The organism is Polyangium jinanense (assembly GCF_028435365.1).
Genome location: NZ_JAGTJJ010000069.1, coordinates 18027 through 34469, shown reverse-complemented (window position 1 = coordinate 34469; position 16443 = coordinate 18027). Strand labels below are relative to the sequence as shown.

Below are 16443 nucleotides of genomic sequence, written 5' to 3'. Positions count from 1 at the left end.
CTCTATCCGCTGGGGTGGGTCGTGCCCGGGTCGTCGAACAAGGAGAAGGCGAGCTCGGCCGCGACACGCGGGAAATCGCCGAGCGCGCGCACGGCGACGACACGCGCCCCGGCCTGCTCGTAGCGACGCACCTTTTCGCGATTCGGCGCGTGCAGGAGGAGCACGAACGCCGGTGAGCGTTCGGCCGCACGCGCAAAGATGGTCGCGTTTTGCCGGTGCGCGTCGTAGTTCGCGTCGAAGTCGCTGTCGGTGATGACAACGCGGATCGGCTGCTCGGAGCGGGTCTCTTCGACGGACGCCGCGAGGACGTCGAATGGGAACTGCGTGCCGCCGCCGATATAGCGCATGAGAAACCTCGAAAGCACACGCTCGGAGCGGCAGAAGTCCCACGCTTTTTCGTGGCCCACCGAATAGACGAGTGCGCGCGCCGCGCCGCCCGCGCGGATCGTGCCGGTCGCGAGGATCTGCGCGGCGAGGGTCATCGCGTTGAGGGCGCGCTTCGGGTCGGGCATGGATCCGCTCACATCGAGGTAAATCTCGGTGCGACCGAGAAACGACGGCGTGCTCTGGCCCTCCTCGTCGGCAATGCGCTCGCGGAGCAGCGGCATCGCGGCGCCGAGGGTCTCGCCGCGGCGGAGGAGCGTGGCGACCCAGTCGATATCGGCGACCGGATCGCCGGGCTCCCATTCGAGGTGCGTGGTGGGCACGAGCGCGTCGGCAAAGACGCGGGCAGGCGGCGGACGAAAAAGGTATTTTTCGGCCTCGCGGCGGTAATGGGCCGCCATGGCCGTCGTGAGCAGCTCGGATTTGCCCGCGCCGTCGCCCGGCATCGCCCCCGCGCGGCGTTCGAGGCTCTGATCGGCGAGTTTTTCCGCGAGGTCCTTCGAAAAAAAACCTTCGCGGATCGCCCGCTCGATTGCCGCTTTTTCGCTCTTCTTCGGCACGAGCGCCGCGGCGAGATCCTCGGCCGAGAGCTCACCTTCGGCGCAGTCGCCTTCGCCCGCGTGTTTTTGCGCGGGGCTCGCCATCGCGTATCGCCAGGCGATGGAGGCGAAATAAAGGTACTGGAGCGTGACGTCGGGCGCGAACGCGAAGAGGTGTTCCGCGACGAGCTTCGCGTCGAGGCGGTGGTCCGGAAAAGCGCGCGCGAAGGCGGCGGCATTTTTCCCGAGCAACTCCCCTTCCCTTCGTTGCCAGAGCTCTTCAATCACGGCGCGCTGGAACGTGAAGAGCACGTCGTCAGGCGCACGCGCGCCGCGCGCCACGAGGATGCGGCAGAGGTCGTCCTCGATCGAGGGCAAACCCTGGCCGAGCCGCTCGTCGACGAGCAGGTCGTAAAACGGGCCCGTGAGCGAGCGCGGCAGGCGCGGCAAAAACGTGCGTTCGAGCAGGAGGAGGCGCGCGTGCTCGACGGGATGGCCCGGGAACGCGACGTGGTGGCCGAGCTCGTGGGCGATCAGCGCTTCGAGCGCGTCTTCGAGTGAAGCCTCGGCAATGGGGCGCGCGCCGAGGCGGATCGTGCGCGAGGCGAGGTCGATGCGGGCGAACGTTTCGCCATCCGGGTCCACGACGGGTTCGCCGATCAGGAGATACGGCGAGTAACGCGCGAGCGCGCGAGGGAAGGCGCGCGCCGCAAGGGATGCAATGCGCTCCTCGGCGCTCAAGGGCTCTCCACGAGCCAGAGGCGTTGCGAGTCGAGCGCGGTCGCGACCACGAGGCCCGCGCGCGAGGCAGCCACGCTGTGCCCGCGTTTCCAGTGCGGAAGTGGGACGCGCGCGTCGCTCACGTACAGGACGGCCTGCCCGAGCGTGACCGTGGGCAAGCTCGGATCGGGCTCGACCTTGTCGGCGAGGCACGGCGAGCGGAACGCGAGGTTCGGGGCGCCACGCGCGCCGAGGAGCACGCCCGCGGAGAGATCGGGCCGCTTGCGATCGTGGACGCAGACGAGCGTGGGCGCGCCGAAATGCACGCGGCCCGGCAAGAACGCGGATTCGACCTCGCGCAGATCGATGGTCCGCACCACGAACGGTCCTTTCCACGTGGAGCGGGCGCGCGGCGCGAGCGCGGCGTCGAGGATACGGAGGAGTCGGCCTTCGAGGTCGAACCGCGCGCCGGCGCTCGCGGAGGCGCTCGGCGCGGCCATCGCGGAAGCGACGCAGAGGTTCAGCCACGGCGGCTCGCCGAACAGGCCTTCGCCGAGGTTCCATGCCTTCGCGAGCAGGCCCATGCGCGCCTCGATCGGGACGGTGGGAAGGGTGTCCGGGAGCATGTCCACGAACAGCCATTCCACGAGGTTTTCCGGCCTGCGCACGCGTGGCGCGTCGCCTTCGCCCACGACGCCGGGCCGGATGTATCCGAGCCCGATCGCCTCGACCACGAGGCCGAGCCAAGCCTCGAACGCGCGAAGCGAGCTCTCGGACCCGTCGAGGCCCGCCGCGAGCCGCTTGCCTGGCCCAGCGAGGAGCGCTTCGAACAGCGCGGCGTCCCAGCGGGAGAACCGGCGTTCTCCCTCCCGTACATGGTGCGTCGCCAGCGCTTCGAGATCACTCACGGGCCCCTCCTTCCAGTCGCTCGGCAGCGGCGAGCCTGCGCTGGTAGGACTCGTGGAGGCTCTTCAGGAGCACGAGATCCTCGTAGATCGGCCCCGACAAATCGGCGCGCTTGAGCAGCTCCTCCATCGCGCGCTGCACCTTGCCGACGCGGCGCTTGAGCTCGGCCGTGGTGGCGCCGAGCGCGGTCGCCTCGGCCTCGGCCTGAAGCTCGCGCACGCTCGCGCGGAGCGGCGCGTAGGCCGCGTGCTGCACGGCCGCTTGATCGAAGAGGCGCGTGATCCACGTGGCCCGATCGAGCAAAAGAACGCGGCTCTCGGCCTTCTGGAAGAACGCGCTCTGCAGGTTCGGCCGGAGTTTTTCGAAGAGCGTGAACGGCAGGACGAGGCGCACGTCGGTCACGGAGACTTCGCTCTTGCCGCGGAAATACGCGAGGGCCTTGGCGAAGAGCAGGATGGCCTGGAGCGCGCGCGCCGAGACGCCATTTTCAGTCTGCGTGCAGACGTGGACGTTCTTGTCGAGCGGGCAATCCTCGTTGCAGACGTGCGCGACCTTCTTGCCCGCGAGGTGGAGCGTGTCCTTGTTGCGGTATTCGAGGACGTCCGAGGCCCTGCGGCAAAAATCGAGCTGGCCCGCGAAAAACCCGAGCACGTCGAGCACACTCTCGGGGACCGGGACGGCGCGGATCTCGGCCTCGGCTTGATCGAGCTCCTCCGCGGAGAAGACGACGTCGGCCGGGATGCGCGTCTCGGGCGGTCGCGCGGTGGCGACACGCTCGGCGAGGGCATCGAGCGAGCGGGCGTGGAACGGCGGCGCGCGGACGACGACGTCGATGCGATCCTTGAGGGCCTCGATGACCTGGAACGTGCCGCCGCCGGAGTCCTCGTTCGCCGTGAGATACCAGGCGGATTTGCCGGCGAGCGCGACCTGCTCGAAACTCTCGGCGTAGCCCTCGGCGAGGAGCGAGAGGAGCGCGGACTGGGTCTTCGTGGGGATGCGGTTGTACTCGTCGATGATCTTGACGCGCTTGCCGATCCAGCGGCGCCACTCGACACGGATCTCACGGGATTCCTCGGCCTTGACGAGGCTACCGGGCAAGGGGCTGCCGAGCAGATCGGCCGTGGTGAGCTGGGGATGGCCGTGCTGGACGATGCGGCGGATCTCGCCCTCCGGGATGCCCGCGAGCGCGGCCATGATCGTGGCCATGGTGGTCTTGCCGCGGCCCGGAGCGCCAACGAAGAGCAGGCGCTGCGAGGTGACGAGGCAAAGGAGCGGCAAGAGGACGTACGAGGCGTGCGCCGCGCGGCCGAGATCGACGCGCGCTTCGCCCTTGCCGAGCGTCGTCGATTCGCCGAGCTCCATGTCGAGGTACGGGCACACGAGAGCTTGCGTGGCGATCCACGTGTAGGCGCGGCGGAGCTTGCCCGAGAGGCCCGCGCTCCTACGCGGCCCGAGGACGAGCGCGCCGTCCTTTTCGACGCGGGCGCGGCCGTCGAGCCACGAAGCGACGAGGCGATGGGGATCCATTCGTGCTCGCGACTATGCCAGAGCTTGTGGCGGGAGCGGGAGGCCAATCGAGCCTCCCGTCGTCGTCGCGCTGAGGATTGGTCTCTTCTTGGGGGCGCCGCGCCGGGGCGCTGCCCCGGGCCCCGCGGGGGCTGTTCGCCCCTCGACCCGAACCAGGGCAAGCCCTGGACTCGTGGTGGAAGAACTGCGCTCCGCGCAGTTCTTCCAACGGGCCGGTGTGGCAAGACCAGGGACAACGTTGCCGGTTGAAATGGCAGCGCGGCTCTCTTGATTGGCAGGGTCGCTCTTGGTCTTGACTCGGCCTGTTCGATGAACTGCGCATCGCGCAGTTCATCGACCCCGGGTCCAGCGCTTGCGCTGGTCCAGGTCCAGGGGCGGATAGCCCCTGGTGGGGCCTGGGGCAACGCCCCAGCGAAGCGCCTCCCAGAGGAGACCCATGGTTTCCCTCCTCGATGGCCGGATCCTGGCCATCCACTGACCACCTGCGGCCATCCGAGAGGATGCCGTTCGTCTAGAGTCGACCTCGGAAGGCCCGGAAGCAACGAATCACCGGCGCTCGAAGCCGGGCGTGGAGGGAAACCATGAAGCAAGGGAGCCTTGGCTTACCCATTTCGCGCGCAGGTCGATGCGCGTTCCTTTTGCTGAGCGCGGTGCTCGGCGGTTGCTCGGACGAAGCGGCGCCGGCTGGCCCGCCCGAGATCTTCGAGAACCCGCCGGAGCTCGCGCCGAACGCGGCGGGGGTCCACGAGCTGCGCCTCGCGCCGAGCGAGGTGACGATCGGCGGAAAGAGGTATTGCCTGCGGACGTACAATGGATCGATCCCGGGGCCGACGATCCGCGTTCCTTCGGGGACCGACCGCAAGGTGCGGGTCAATCTGCACAACGACTTCAAGCGCTCCGATTATCGGCTCGTGGCCGGGGCCGCGAACACGTCCGCCGTCACGTGCCACGATTTCAACCTGACGAACCTGCACGCGCACGGCGCGCACGTCCAGCCGAACTACGCGACGCCCGCGGCGGGGGATCCATGCGAGGGCTCGGGCTGCGGGCCAGACGCGCGGTACCACGCCGACGACGTGCTGCACGAGGTGCCGCCCGGCGAGATGGCGCAATACCGCTGGGATCTCGACGAGGACGGGACGCACCACGCGGGCTTCAACTGGTATCACCCGCACATCCACGGTTCGACGGCCATTCAGGTGACGAACGGCGCCGCAGGCGCGCTCATCTTCGAGGGGGATCTCGACGAGGTTCCCGGGATCGCCAAGGCGAACGAGCGGATCATGGTGCTCGGCGGCGTGCCCATCAACGTCGAATCGACGCGACCGCTCGCGGATGGAGAAGCTTGCTCCGAGGACACGCTGTCGGCGAACGATTTCGAGGCTGCGGAGAACGATACGAAGCCGACGCTCGTGAGCGGCAAGCTCTTGCCGCACATCAAGACGTCGCCGAATCAGGTCGAGCGTCTCCGGATCGTGCACGCCGGCACCCCGAACGAGCTCGGAATGAAGCTCCACCCCTCGGAGGATCCGACTTGCGAATCGTTCGACGTCCTCCATCCGATCGAGATCACGCAGATCGCCCGCGACGGCATCACGCTGCCGAAGTTTTACGTGAGCGATACGATATGGGTATCACCCGGATATCGTATCGAGGCGGTGGTGAAGATGCCCGCCGAGAAGACGACGCTTTGCCTCGTGGGGCGGCGCCCGGCCGATCCGCTCGGGAGTCTCGTGGCGATCTTCGACGTGGATCCGGCGAACGGCGAGCCGACCGAGACGAACATGCCGGAGGAGTCGGCCCTCGCGGCCATCGCGCCGCCGACGACGTTCATGGGCAAAGTCGACGGCCAGACGATGGAAGCGAGCTGCGAATCGGTCGAAAAGGTCCACCAGAAGATCGCGCTGCTCGTCCCCACGCCGGGCGAGGAGCCCGACCCGGAAAAACCCTCCGAGCTCGGCTCGTGCAGTCCGAACGACCACATGCACGGCATCGATCCGGACGCGCCGACGTGCCTCTGCCCCGCCCCGAACATCAGTTGCCGGCGCTTCGACGATCGGCGCGCCTGGGGATATCGCAGCGACCGGGTAATGGAGGTCGGCACGACGGAGAAATGGGAGATCCGCGCGTTCGACGGGCACCCGTTCCACATTCACATCAATCCGTACCTCGTCTGCGCGAACGATTCGAACAAGGAGCCGAATTTCCCGCACTGGCGTGACACGTTCTGGGTGCAGGCGGAGGACGGGCCGCGGCAGATCCTGACGAACTTTCGCAAGTTCACGGGTCAATTCGTGCTGCATTGCCACAAGCTGAACCACGAGGACATGGGCATGATGGAGCTCGTCGAGATCTGCCCTGAGGGCGATACGGCCTGCCTTTGCCAAGGCACGGACGCCGCCGGCAATTGCATCAGCCAGGCCGGGTGCAAGACCGAGGATCTCCAGTGCCAGTTCGCCAAGGAAGCGACGGACGCGTTCCCACTCCCGCCCGCGCCGAATCCCGCACTCTGCGGTCCGTGATCCTCAGCACCCGCGACGTCAGCCCCGGCGCGCCGTATCCCCCACGCGCCGGGCCAGCGCGTCGACCTGGGCGTCCATCTCCTGCCGCTTCTGCATGCCGCGCTTGGTGCTTCGCACCATGAAGACGATCGACAGGACGAACGTCCCGAGGAACGAGAGCCACATCTCGGTGCGCGTGACCTCGGGCCCCTCGGGACGCCCGATGGCGATGACCGTGACCATAGCGGCGAGGATGCCGAAGAACACGAGGAACACCGAAACGCCGACGAGGCGATCCCCGGCGTTCGCAGCCCGATCGTAGCTCTGCGCTTGCTCTCTGTCCGCGCGGTCTTTCGAGGCGCGCGCCTCGCCGAGCAGGCTCGCGGCGAGCGCAAAGGGGACGAGGAGGCGGCTCCGGCAATGCTTGCAATCGGAGACGGCCTCGCCCGCGCGGAACGAATGCATGGCGCCGCACCCGTCGCAGCGGACGATCCCCGTCGCGGCGAGGGTCTCGATGTCCGGAATGTCGTACATGACGCCCCAGCCGCGCGTGAAGGCGGCGAGGGACAAGACCCAGCCGCCGAACAAGATCCCGAAATAGAGAAGCGGCAGGCCCATGTTGACCTCCCCCGTGATGAGCCCCGCGACGAAGGCGAACGTGAGGAACGTGGCGAAGCCAATCACCCCGAAGATGACCGGTTTGGCGGCCTTCGCGTTTTGCTCGTAAAACGCCGCGACGAACCGCGCCTGGAGCTCTTTCTTGGCCACGGCGACGACGTCGCCGACGTAGGCGAGCATGGCCCTGCGGAGCCCTTCGTCGAGGGGCGTGACGGCGCCGCAATGGCGGCAGCGCACGCGGGCGTCGCCGAGCTCGATGGGCAAGGGCGCGCCGCACGCCGGGCAAGTGGGCGCGCGTCCGTGGATGGGCTCCTTGGCTTGCGACGTCATTATGCTGGTTTGGCGTATCACGCAGGTCGCGAGGAGAGCAAGCCGCCTCGTCCCCTACCCTTCCCGCTCGTTCTGGCGTACGCTGGGGCATGCGCCGGATCGGATTCGTTTCGCTCGTGCTCCTCGCCGCGGCCTGCGCCGAGCCGATGGGAGAGCCGGGGACCCCGAGTGTTTTCCAGGAGCCGCCCTGGCTCGTCGTCCGCGTCGACACGGTGGAGGTGACCCCGCTCCGGCCAGGCACGCAGGTGCCCTGGGACGACATCGAGCCCCAGCCGACCGACGGCACGGCGTGCGGCATGCTCGGCCGCATGATGGCCACGACCGATCCGATCACGGGAAAAGGCGCCGAGGCCCTCTGCCCCATCGATCCGCGCCCGCGGCCCGCAAACGCCGACGCGCGGCTGCCCGATCTCGTGGTGCTGCTCGGCGTGGGCAGCGCGGCCCATTACCAGACGCCGACCGCGCACGATACGATGCAAACCACGTTCAACGGCGAATTCGTGATTCCAACGAATTCGATCCCGGCCGAGGGCATCACGCTTGCCGTGGTGGATCGGGACGGCGCCGGGGCGGAGGTGATCGGCGGGGTGAAGCTCGGGCGGCAGGAGCTGCTCGCCGCGCAGGCGACGCGGCCCGTGTTCTCGATGCGCGGCGGAGGCGTGATGCGAATGGATCTCGCCGTGATGGCCGTTGCGAACCCCATGGAGTCGGCCGAGGCGGCGGTGACGGCGCAGGCGGGCGGCACGCTGGTGTCGATGCGGCCGATTCGCGCGGGCGAGGTGGTCGAAATCGCGGCGCGGGGGCAATACCGGATCGGGACGGGGCGCGGCGCGTGGATCGATCCGCGCGGGTATTTCGAGAAGGAACCGCACGACCCGAACTTCGACAACGAGCCCTTCCGGTCCGCGCCCCACGGCGCCGGCATCGCCGCGGTGGGAGGCGGCGACGCGCGAATGGGGGCGATCGTCGCGCCTTGCGCGCGGTTCGTGGCGCGCACGCCCGGGCTCGTCTGGGTGGGGCTGAACGATGCGGATCCGCGCAACAACGAGGGAAACGCGACGTTCACCGTGAAGGTGGCCGGACCGCTTCCGGCCGAGTGGTCCGAGGGGAAGACGTCGACGCCGTGCGGGACGTTTCCGTGAAGGGTCAGCGCAGGGCTTCGTCGACGGTCTTCGCGACGAGCGTCTGATCGAGCCAACGGTCGAGGGTCTCGAGGTCGGTCGTCCCGTCGATGCGCGCTTCCTGGGCTGCGTCGAGCGAGATCCCGCGCTTGCCGAGCTGCCGGCGGAGAACGGCGCGCGCGTGGGCGAGCTCCCCGGCCTCACGCCCTGCATCCCGCACGGCCTCCAGGCTCTCGTAGCCGCGGCGCTGCAAGAGGTTGCGCAGCGTGGCCTCGTGCGCGGCCTCGCGGTCGTACAGAGCCTCGACGGGGACCGGGTTCTTCAGGATCCCCGGCGCCTCGAGGGATTCGCCCGGCCGCACGGTGCGAAGCTTCTGCCCCGGCGCGTACACCTCGACCCTTCGCGGACCCGTGAGCCACACGACCCACACGTACTGCGTGCCCGCCGCGAGGAGCTCGGCGATCTTCGACTGCAGCTCCTCCTCGTCCTGCCCGCGATCCGCGTATTCCACCGCGAGCGGCGGCGCACCCTGCACCCAGCCGGGCACGTCCGGCACGTGGCCCACGGCCACGTCAGGCGCACGCATCGTCCCCGGCTCCGGCGAAAATCCCGCGTCCACGCCCGCCTGCTCGACGGCCGGATCCGTCTCCAGCACCGTGCCGCCGAGCAAGTTCGCCCGCGCGCCGCGACCGCCTGTCGGCAGACACAGGATCGGATGCCCGTTCGAGAGCTCGTACGGGTCCCCCGAGCGGAGCTGCTGGGCCTGAAACGGGCCGGGCGCGAAGAGCTTCGTCGGGTGCATCGTCACGTTGGAGACGATACCACGAAAAATGGCGGGGAACAGGCTGTTTTTGTGACGTCGAGGGTCAAAAAAGCCGAGACAAACGGGCCCGTCGACACACCCCCCTGCTACTTCGGCGGCGCGGGCGTGATCGACTCGACGAAGAGCCGCCCGTCCCGATCCGAGAACGTGAACGACACGTCGTCGCCGACCTTCACGTCGCGCAAAAGCTCGGGCTTGGCGACCTCGAACATCATCGTCATCGCCTTCATGTACCCGGGGATGTCCTCGTGGGCGATCGTGATGTTGTCCTTCTTCTCGCCGATCGCGCGCACCTTGCCGCGCGTCGTGTACGTCGCGCTCGGGGCGGCGGTCGGGACGGCGCCGCTGCCGGAGGGCTCCTGCGAGCGCGAACAGGCAGGCGCGGCCGCGAGCAGCACCGCCGCGACGGTCGCGAGGACCGCCGGGCTCGTTCGATGACTGGAAATCACGCGCATGCGGTTGCTCTACCACCGAGAAGGCAAAAACGGGAGGAGAAGCGAAGGCGACGGCCGACGCGGCCAGCGGGGGCGGACGAGGCTAGGCCCGCGCCGCGGACGCATGCAGGGCAAACGCGGCCCCCTGCGGGTCGTCGCAGACGGCGACACGATCGCCATTCGGGAGCTCACGCGGGGCGAGCACCTTGCCCCCGCGCGCGCTCACCTTGGCGAGCGCTTCGTCGAGATCTTCCACGTGGAAATAAAAGAGCCAGTGCGGGTGGACATGCGGCAGCCGAGCGCTGCTGACCATGCCACCCACGCTCGGCCCGCCTTCGTCCCACGAGAACTTCAAATACGCGCCGAACTCCGGCCCGAAATCCACCGTCTCGGTCGCCTTCCAGCCGAACAGATCCGAATAAAAAGCAAAGGCCCGCGCATGATCTCGCGTGTTGAGGTCGTGCCAAACGACCACGTCGCCGCTCGTGGTGTCGCTCGACGAGACGAGCGAAAGGACCGAGCCGAATGGGTCGCGCAGGATCACGCGCGTCGCGCCACTTTCGAGCGTGCGCGTCGGTCCGAGTTGCTCCCCCCCTTGCGCGAGGATGCGATGCGAAAGGCTCTCGACGTCACGCACGGCAATATGCCCGAGCCAATGCGCCGGCGCGCCCCGGGCCGCGGCGCGCTCGGGCAACGGCGAACATCCGGCGACAGGCCGATCGCCTCGGAAAAACAGGTTGTCCCGCATTCGAAAGCCGAGCACGTCGACATAAAACGCCTGCGCCGCGCCCGTGTCGGTCGTCCTGAGCTCGTACCAGCAAAACCCGTTCATCATCGTCGTTTACCTCGCTCGATCCGCTCGCCGGCCTTGCCTCGACCTGTTCGATGAACTGCGCATCGCGCAGTTCATCGACCCCGGGTCCAGCGCTTGCGCTGGTCCGGGTCCAGGGGTGGACAACCCCTGGTGGGGCCTGGGGCAACGCCCCAGCGTCGCGGTTCGGGATGAGACGATAGCACCGCTTCCTCGCCTGCTTCCGCTCGCGCGCCGGCCATCCCGTGGTATGGGACGGCTTCGTGAGCGCCACCTGGTTCGTCTACAGCCCCCTCTCGCCCCGCGCGATCTCCGCGCTCGCCGACGAGTACGAACGTCATCTCGAGGCCTACATCGACGAACACGTCGATCGGATCGACGAGGACGAGAGCGTGCCCGAGGTCGCCGCTGGCGGCGAAGTCCCGCCCGTCTCGGAGCTCCAGGCCGCTTACGCGCTCGCCAAGCGCCCACTCCCCAAGCCCATCCTCGCGCGCTACCGCGCCTGCAAGTCCGTCCTCACCCTCGACCGGGCCTCGGACCTCGAGGTCGGCCCATGCCGCGGCCTCGTCTCAACCTTGCGGTACCTCCTGCCGCGCGCCGGCGAAGGCGCACTGGTCTTTCCGAACGACGTACCGCTCGTCCCCGTCGAGGAGATGCTCGCCCGGATCGAGGACAAACGTGGCCTGCCCGGGTTCGACGGCGACGAGGACGACGACGAGGACGACGATGTCCCGGCGATGGGGAAACCGATGGGCAAGCCAAAGGACGCGCCGGGCCAGGTGCGCGCGCTCCGCGTGCTCGCCTCCCTCGAAGGGCTCATGAACGATCCGGAGCTCTCCCTCGATCTGCGCGGCACGCTGCAGCGTTCGTCGAAGCTCGCGCAAAGGTACGCGGCCCTGCTCGTGGAGGACGGCGCCGTCTCCGACATCAAGGCGAGCAAGGAGCTCGGCGTGAGCGTGGAGGAGCTCACCAAGATGGCCGATGAGCTCGATCGGACCCTGCTGGCGCTGAAGGACTAGCCGGCGCGCGCGGGACGGCACGAGGACACCTTTCCAGAGACAGTCGCGAAAACGTGGGGTAGGGTCGCGCACCCGCTCTCGAAGTCATGGCCAAGCGTCGCATGCAACAGCTCGACCTCTTCGGAGGTTTCGAGCCCCCCGCCCCGCCTCCTTCCGCGCCGATCAAGAAGGGCCGCGACGAGCCGCTCGTCTGGGTCGCCGAGGTCTGGCTGCTCCGCGACTACGACGCGTCCGAGGCGTCCATCATCCGGCACCTCACGCTGCGCAAAGGCCTGAACGTGCTCTGGGCGCCACCCACGCCCGAGGACATCGAGAACCGGCTCGGCGACGGTCAGATCACGGGGCACACGGCCGGCAAGACCACGTTCTGCCGCATGCTGCGCTACCTGCTCGGCGAGCATCGGTTCGGGACGACGCGCGGGCAGGACAAGATCCGCGAGGCGCTGCCCGACGGCTGGGTCGTGGCGGCGATCGTCGTGGGCGACGCGCGCTGGATCGTGGGGCGGCCGTTCGGGCTCGGCCTGCATCCGTTCGCCGTGCGCGGGATGTCGTTCGCCGAGGCGCTCGCGGAGCGCGGGCGCGGCGGGTACCAGGATTTTCTCGCGGACATCCGGCACGTGGTGATGGAGCCCGTGCCGGTGAAGGAGCTGCCGCATCAGCGGGAGCCGATCGCGTGGGAGCACGTGCTGCCGTGGCTTTCGCGGGACCAGGAGTCACGGTTCGCGGGTCTCGTGGAGTGGCGCGATCCGTCGAGCGAATCGGAGAGTCCGCGGCTCGTGACGGACGATCGGCACGTGGTGCTGCGAGCGCTCTGCGCGCTCATGTCGGACGAGGAGAGCGAGGCGCAACGTCGCTACGAGGATCTCGCGCTGGAGAAGCAGAGCCTCGAGGAGAGGGCGCCAAGGCTCGCGGATCGCGCCGCGGAAGATCGGCGCAGGCTCGCGCGGCTGCTCGGCGTCGAAGACGACACGAGCGACGCAGGGCCGCTGTTCGCCGCGCGCTTCCGCGAGACGGTATCGCGGCGGAAGGAGAGCGTCGCGGCCGCGGAGGAGGCACTCGCGGCGCAGGCGCTCGCGGTGGAGCAAGCCGAGGATGCGGCGCGGCAAGCGGCCGAGGCGTGCGGCGTGCGGGTCGAGGCGCTGCGCGAGGCAGAAGCGCGTCGCGAGGAGGCGAAGCGGCCGAGCGAGAAGAAGCGCGAAGCAGAGGAAGGGGCGAAGGCGTCGCTGCCGGTGCACGCGGGCATTTGCAGCGTGCCGCTCGATGTGGCGATCGCGAAGGGATGTGCACTCGCAGCATCGCATCCGTCCGCGACGCCGATCACGCGCGAAGGGAAGAAGGCGCTCGCCGAGGCGGTGATGGAGGCGAAGCGCACGCTCGCAGAGGCGCGGGCCGCGCAGAAAGAGGCGGCAGCCGAGCATGCGCGGCAGCGGAGCGCGCTCTCCGCGGAGGAGAAGCGCATCGCGCGGGAGCGAGCAGCGATCGAGGAGGTCGAGCGGCTCTACGGCTACATGACGGCAGCCGAGCGCGAGGCGGACGCGAACACGGAGCGGCTCGTGATCGTGACGGACGAGGTGAAAGCCTCGTCGGAGCGTCAAGCCGCACTGCGGCGCGAGCAAGAGGAGGCCGAGGCGCGGATCTCGGAGCGATTCCGCGACGTCGTGCGCGCGCTGCTCGGCGATCACGTGGAGGCACGTGTCGAGGTGAAGGGCCGGCGGCTCGAGCTGCGCGTCGAGGACCGCGGCGAGCGCGACGGCGCAGCGATGCAGACGATCAAGCTGCTCGCATTCGACCTCGCAGCGATGAAGCTCTCGATGGACGGACACGGCCAGCTCCCGGGGCTGCTCGTGCACGACGGGCCCCGCGAGGCAGACATGGACGGGCGCATCTACGAGCGGCTGTTCCTCTACGCGCGGCACCTGGAGGAGAGCTCGAACGGGTCGCCAGCGTTCCAGTACGTCGTGACCACGACAGCGCCGCCGCCAAAGGAGATGCAGAAGGCGCCGTACCTCCTGGAGCCGCTGCTCGACGCCTCGAAGCCAGAGGGCCGGCTGCTCAAGATGGATCTCTAGAGGGGGCGCTGGGAAGCGCAGCGCCGGGGTTTCACCCCGGGCCCGACCAGGGGTTGTCCACCCCTGGACCCGGACCAGGGCAAGCCCTGGACTCGGGATGGAAGAACTGCGCGTTGCGCAGTTCTTCCACGGGCCGGTGGCAAGACCAGGGACGGCGTTGCCCATAAAAACTGTCAGCGCGGCTGTCTTGATGGCAGGGCCTTCGCTGGTCTTGGCTCCGCCTGTTCGATGAACTGCGCATCGCGCAGTTCATCGACCAAAGGTCCAGCGCTTGCGCTGGTCCGGGTCCCGGGGCGGATAGCCCCGGGTGGGGCCTGGGGCAACGCCCCAGCGCAGTGGCGCATCAATGGCTTGCGGCGAAGAGGCCGGCGCAGCAGCCCACCAGGTTGTCGCAGACTGCGGTCGTCGTCGGGGTGCAGGTCCCGACGACCTCACCGTTGAATCGGCAGGTGCACACCCCTCCCGTGTCCGTATTGCAGTCCGATTCCAGAAGCGCACCGCCGCATTCGTTCGTGCAGTTGCAGTCCCCGGCGGAGACGTGGCATTCGCCCAGGCTCGTGCAGGGGGCCGACGCCACGCAGGTCTGGAAGGCCTCAATCTCGTCGGTACATGGCGGCGGCGGCTTGTTGCAATTCGACGACGGCGAGATGTTCTGCCCCAAGCATGTGTATGCCGCGCCGAGGAGCGCGGCGCAGGAGCCCACGGCTCCGAGGCTGTTTTCGCAAGAGCTGACGCACCCGGCCTCCTCCTTGAAGCACCCGAGCGCGACCTCCGCGCTGCAATAGGACGGGCAAACATCGGACGGTTCCTGGTCGATCGGGTCGCTACCGCCTTGTCCGTCGCGATCGATGACGACTTTGCCGCCGCAGGCTGCTTGAAGGACGACGAGAATGCCCAGAAAGAGGATGCGGTGCAGGCTACGCATGGGCGCGCGTTATGACACGCGGCGGACGTACTTCTCCATCGTTTTTTGGCTGGCCTCGAGATATCAGCGCGGCTGCCTTGATTTGGCAGACGCACTCCTGGTCTTGCCTCGGCCCGTTCGATGAACTGCGCATCGCGCAGTTCATCGACCCTGGGTCCAGCGCTTGCGCTGGTCCGGGTCCCGGGGCGGATAGCCCCGGGTGGGGCCTGGGGCAACGCCCCAGCTCAGCGCCTCCCGATCTAAGGATTGTCGAGGATGATTCGTTCGGGCGGCAGATCCGCAGGCTGCTCGGGCGTCGTCCCTTCGGGCTCGGGCAATGCGGGCGGCAGCATGGGCACGTCGGGCTGCACGGGCACCGGGAGAATCGGCCCGGGCGCGGCTGGCGGGGCTTTCGCGTCGACGTATTCCGGCTGGGGCATTTCGGCGCCCCGCGGGCCACAACGGCCGCCGCGGCTGCCCACGGCGTCGTTGTAATAATTGACCGCGTCGACCGCGTGGCCGTGCGCGTCGATCTTCGTGGCGCGACCGGATGCCGTCATCACGAGGCCGATGATCTCGACGCCAATGCCGCTGAGCAAGAGCCCCCACATGAGATCGGGGTTGTTCTGGTAGGCGAGACCGGCGAGACCCGCCATGCCGCCCACGCCGAGCGTGATGCCTGCGACCGTGAGCCCCACGGCCGTGTCGCCCGCGGTCTCGGCTGCGAGCGCGTGCCGCTCGGCGTCGGGCACGCACGCCACGTATTCGGCGAGGCCACGATAACGCACGCCGGTTGCGACGATACCTTGGGGCGAATGAACCTGGAATTCGTTCTCGTAGCGGAGCGAAAGCTCGTGCGGGGCGAGCACGCGCGGCTCGACGGCCGTGAAGCCGGATCCGCATCCCGTGAGCGCGAATGCCGAGAGCCCGAGGACGACGAGAGAATTCCGCGCGCTCATTGGGCCACCTCGGCAGGCTCGACCGCGCACGGCGATCCTGGCAGGCGCGCGAGGTCGTTGTACGCATTGACCTCGTCGATCGCGTTTGCGACGTCGCCTTCGGGCTCCGGACGGGTCAGGCCGAGGCTCAACGTGATGATCGGGAGCGTCAGGAGCGCGACGACCGCGACCACGACCGCCGCTTTGCCCCAGTCGCCGCCGCCTCCCCCGCCCCCGCCCCCGCCCCCACTGCTGCCGCCGCTCTTGCCGCCGCCGCCTCCCCCGCCTGGCCCGCTGATGCTGCCCGATCCGCCGCCCGAGGGGCTGCGGACCGTGGCGTCCGCCGGCGTCCGGTGGATGGTCCGCGGCGCGTTCGAGACGCCGCCGCCGGAGCCCACGATCACCACGGGCGCGGGGCGCACGATGATCCAGGGGCGATAATAGACGACGCCGGTCGATCCGCCGTAATACGTCGAATATTGCGCCGGGTCTGCCGGCAGGTTCCGGATGGCCTCGCTGCAGCCGCGGCCCGAGACCTCGCTTGGCAGGGAGGCGACGACGCGGTCGTCGTCCCAGAGGACGCGGGCGCGTCCGTCCTTCGGCGGCACGTAGTCGGACGTGTAGCTGCCGCAACCGGAAAGGATCCCGAGGGACCCGGCCACGAAGATTGCCTTGCTCGCGCCCCACGGGCTTGCCATCGCCATACCCGGCACCTCTGCAATTGCATGTTTTCGCACCGCCACAGCGCCCCGTAAAGGACAATTTGCCAGATCCGCGCCTCGTCACGTAGACTCGCCCC

The 16443-nt window shown here is 68.7% G+C and carries 14 protein-coding genes; 4 read left to right on the top strand and 10 right to left on the bottom strand.

What is annotated here, in order from left to right:
* Window positions 1–2: 2 nt before the first annotated feature.
* The 3 genes from KEG57_RS47960 to KEG57_RS47950 are packed head-to-tail and all read right to left on the bottom strand — an operon-like array spanning window position 3 to window position 4076.
* Window positions 3–1664 carry a hypothetical protein gene (locus KEG57_RS47960; RefSeq protein ID WP_272423604.1) on the bottom strand — a complete coding sequence of 554 codons (1662 nt, stop codon included), beginning with the start codon at window positions 1662–1664 and terminating at the stop codon, window positions 3–5.
* Window positions 1661–2551 carry a hypothetical protein gene (locus KEG57_RS47955; RefSeq protein ID WP_272423605.1) on the bottom strand — a complete coding sequence of 297 codons (891 nt, stop codon included), beginning with the start codon at window positions 2549–2551 and terminating at the stop codon, window positions 1661–1663. Before KEG57_RS47955 ends, KEG57_RS47960 begins: the two co-directional genes overlap by 4 nt.
* On the bottom strand, window positions 2544–4076 hold the full coding sequence (locus tag KEG57_RS47950; RefSeq protein ID WP_272423606.1) for an AAA family ATPase: 1533 nt from the start codon (window positions 4074–4076) through the stop codon (window positions 2544–2546). Before KEG57_RS47950 ends, KEG57_RS47955 begins: the two co-directional genes overlap by 8 nt.
* A 581-nt stretch (window positions 4077–4657) precedes the next feature.
* Here KEG57_RS47950 and KEG57_RS47945 point away from each other — a divergent pair.
* Window positions 4658–6598: a multicopper oxidase family protein gene (locus KEG57_RS47945; RefSeq protein WP_272423607.1), complete on the top strand. Its 1941-nt coding sequence runs from the start codon at window positions 4658–4660 to the stop codon at window positions 6596–6598.
* An 18-nt stretch (window positions 6599–6616) separates the two neighbouring features.
* On the opposite strand, the gene KEG57_RS47940 is transcribed toward KEG57_RS47945, so the two are convergent.
* Complete coding sequence (locus KEG57_RS47940) at window positions 6617–7525, bottom strand: zinc ribbon domain-containing protein (RefSeq protein WP_272423608.1); 909 nt, start codon at window positions 7523–7525, stop codon at window positions 6617–6619.
* A gap of 89 nt (window positions 7526–7614) precedes the next feature.
* On the opposite strand from KEG57_RS47940, the gene KEG57_RS47935 reads away from it, so the two are divergent.
* On the top strand, window positions 7615–8667 hold the full coding sequence (locus tag KEG57_RS47935) for a C2 domain-containing protein (RefSeq protein WP_272423609.1): 1053 nt from the start codon (window positions 7615–7617) through the stop codon (window positions 8665–8667).
* Between the two features lie 4 nt (window positions 8668–8671).
* Here KEG57_RS47935 and KEG57_RS47930 read toward each other — a convergent pair whose 3' ends face one another.
* From KEG57_RS47930 to KEG57_RS47920, 3 genes are all read right to left on the bottom strand, one after another.
* Window positions 8672–9448 carry a Uma2 family endonuclease gene (locus tag KEG57_RS47930; protein WP_272423773.1) on the bottom strand — a complete coding sequence of 259 codons (777 nt, stop codon included), beginning with the start codon at window positions 9446–9448 and terminating at the stop codon, window positions 8672–8674.
* A 107-nt stretch (window positions 9449–9555) separates the two neighbouring features.
* Complete coding sequence (locus KEG57_RS47925; RefSeq protein WP_272423610.1) at window positions 9556–9924, bottom strand: copper-binding protein; 369 nt, start codon at window positions 9922–9924, stop codon at window positions 9556–9558.
* 82 nt (window positions 9925–10006) lie between these two features.
* Window positions 10007–10738, bottom strand: a complete 732-nt coding sequence (locus KEG57_RS47920; RefSeq protein ID WP_272423611.1) for a VOC family protein — start codon at window positions 10736–10738, stop codon at window positions 10007–10009.
* A 239-nt stretch (window positions 10739–10977) separates the two neighbouring features.
* Here KEG57_RS47920 and KEG57_RS47915 point away from each other — a divergent pair, with 239 nt between their 5' ends.
* Together KEG57_RS47915 and KEG57_RS47910 are read left to right on the top strand one after the other, a co-directional pair.
* Window positions 10978–11733: a hypothetical protein gene (locus KEG57_RS47915; RefSeq protein WP_272423612.1), complete on the top strand. Its 756-nt coding sequence runs from the start codon at window positions 10978–10980 to the stop codon at window positions 11731–11733.
* Between the two features lie 86 nt (window positions 11734–11819).
* On the top strand, window positions 11820–13802 hold the full coding sequence (locus tag KEG57_RS47910) for a hypothetical protein (protein WP_272423613.1): 1983 nt from the start codon (window positions 11820–11822) through the stop codon (window positions 13800–13802).
* Between the two features lie 343 nt (window positions 13803–14145).
* Here the strand turns inward: KEG57_RS47910 and KEG57_RS47905 are convergent, their stop codons facing one another.
* From KEG57_RS47905 to KEG57_RS47895, 3 genes are all read right to left on the bottom strand, one after another.
* Entirely contained in the window at window positions 14146–14727 is a 582-nt protein-coding gene (locus KEG57_RS47905) for a hypothetical protein (protein WP_272423614.1), read from the bottom strand.
* A gap of 239 nt (window positions 14728–14966) precedes the next feature.
* Window positions 14967–15665: a hypothetical protein gene (locus KEG57_RS47900; RefSeq protein ID WP_272423615.1), complete on the bottom strand. Its 699-nt coding sequence runs from the start codon at window positions 15663–15665 to the stop codon at window positions 14967–14969.
* Window positions 15662–16348 carry a hypothetical protein gene (locus KEG57_RS47895; RefSeq protein WP_272423616.1) on the bottom strand — a complete coding sequence of 229 codons (687 nt, stop codon included), beginning with the start codon at window positions 16346–16348 and terminating at the stop codon, window positions 15662–15664. Before KEG57_RS47895 ends, KEG57_RS47900 begins: the two co-directional genes overlap by 4 nt.
* Window positions 16349–16443 lie beyond the last annotated feature (95 nt).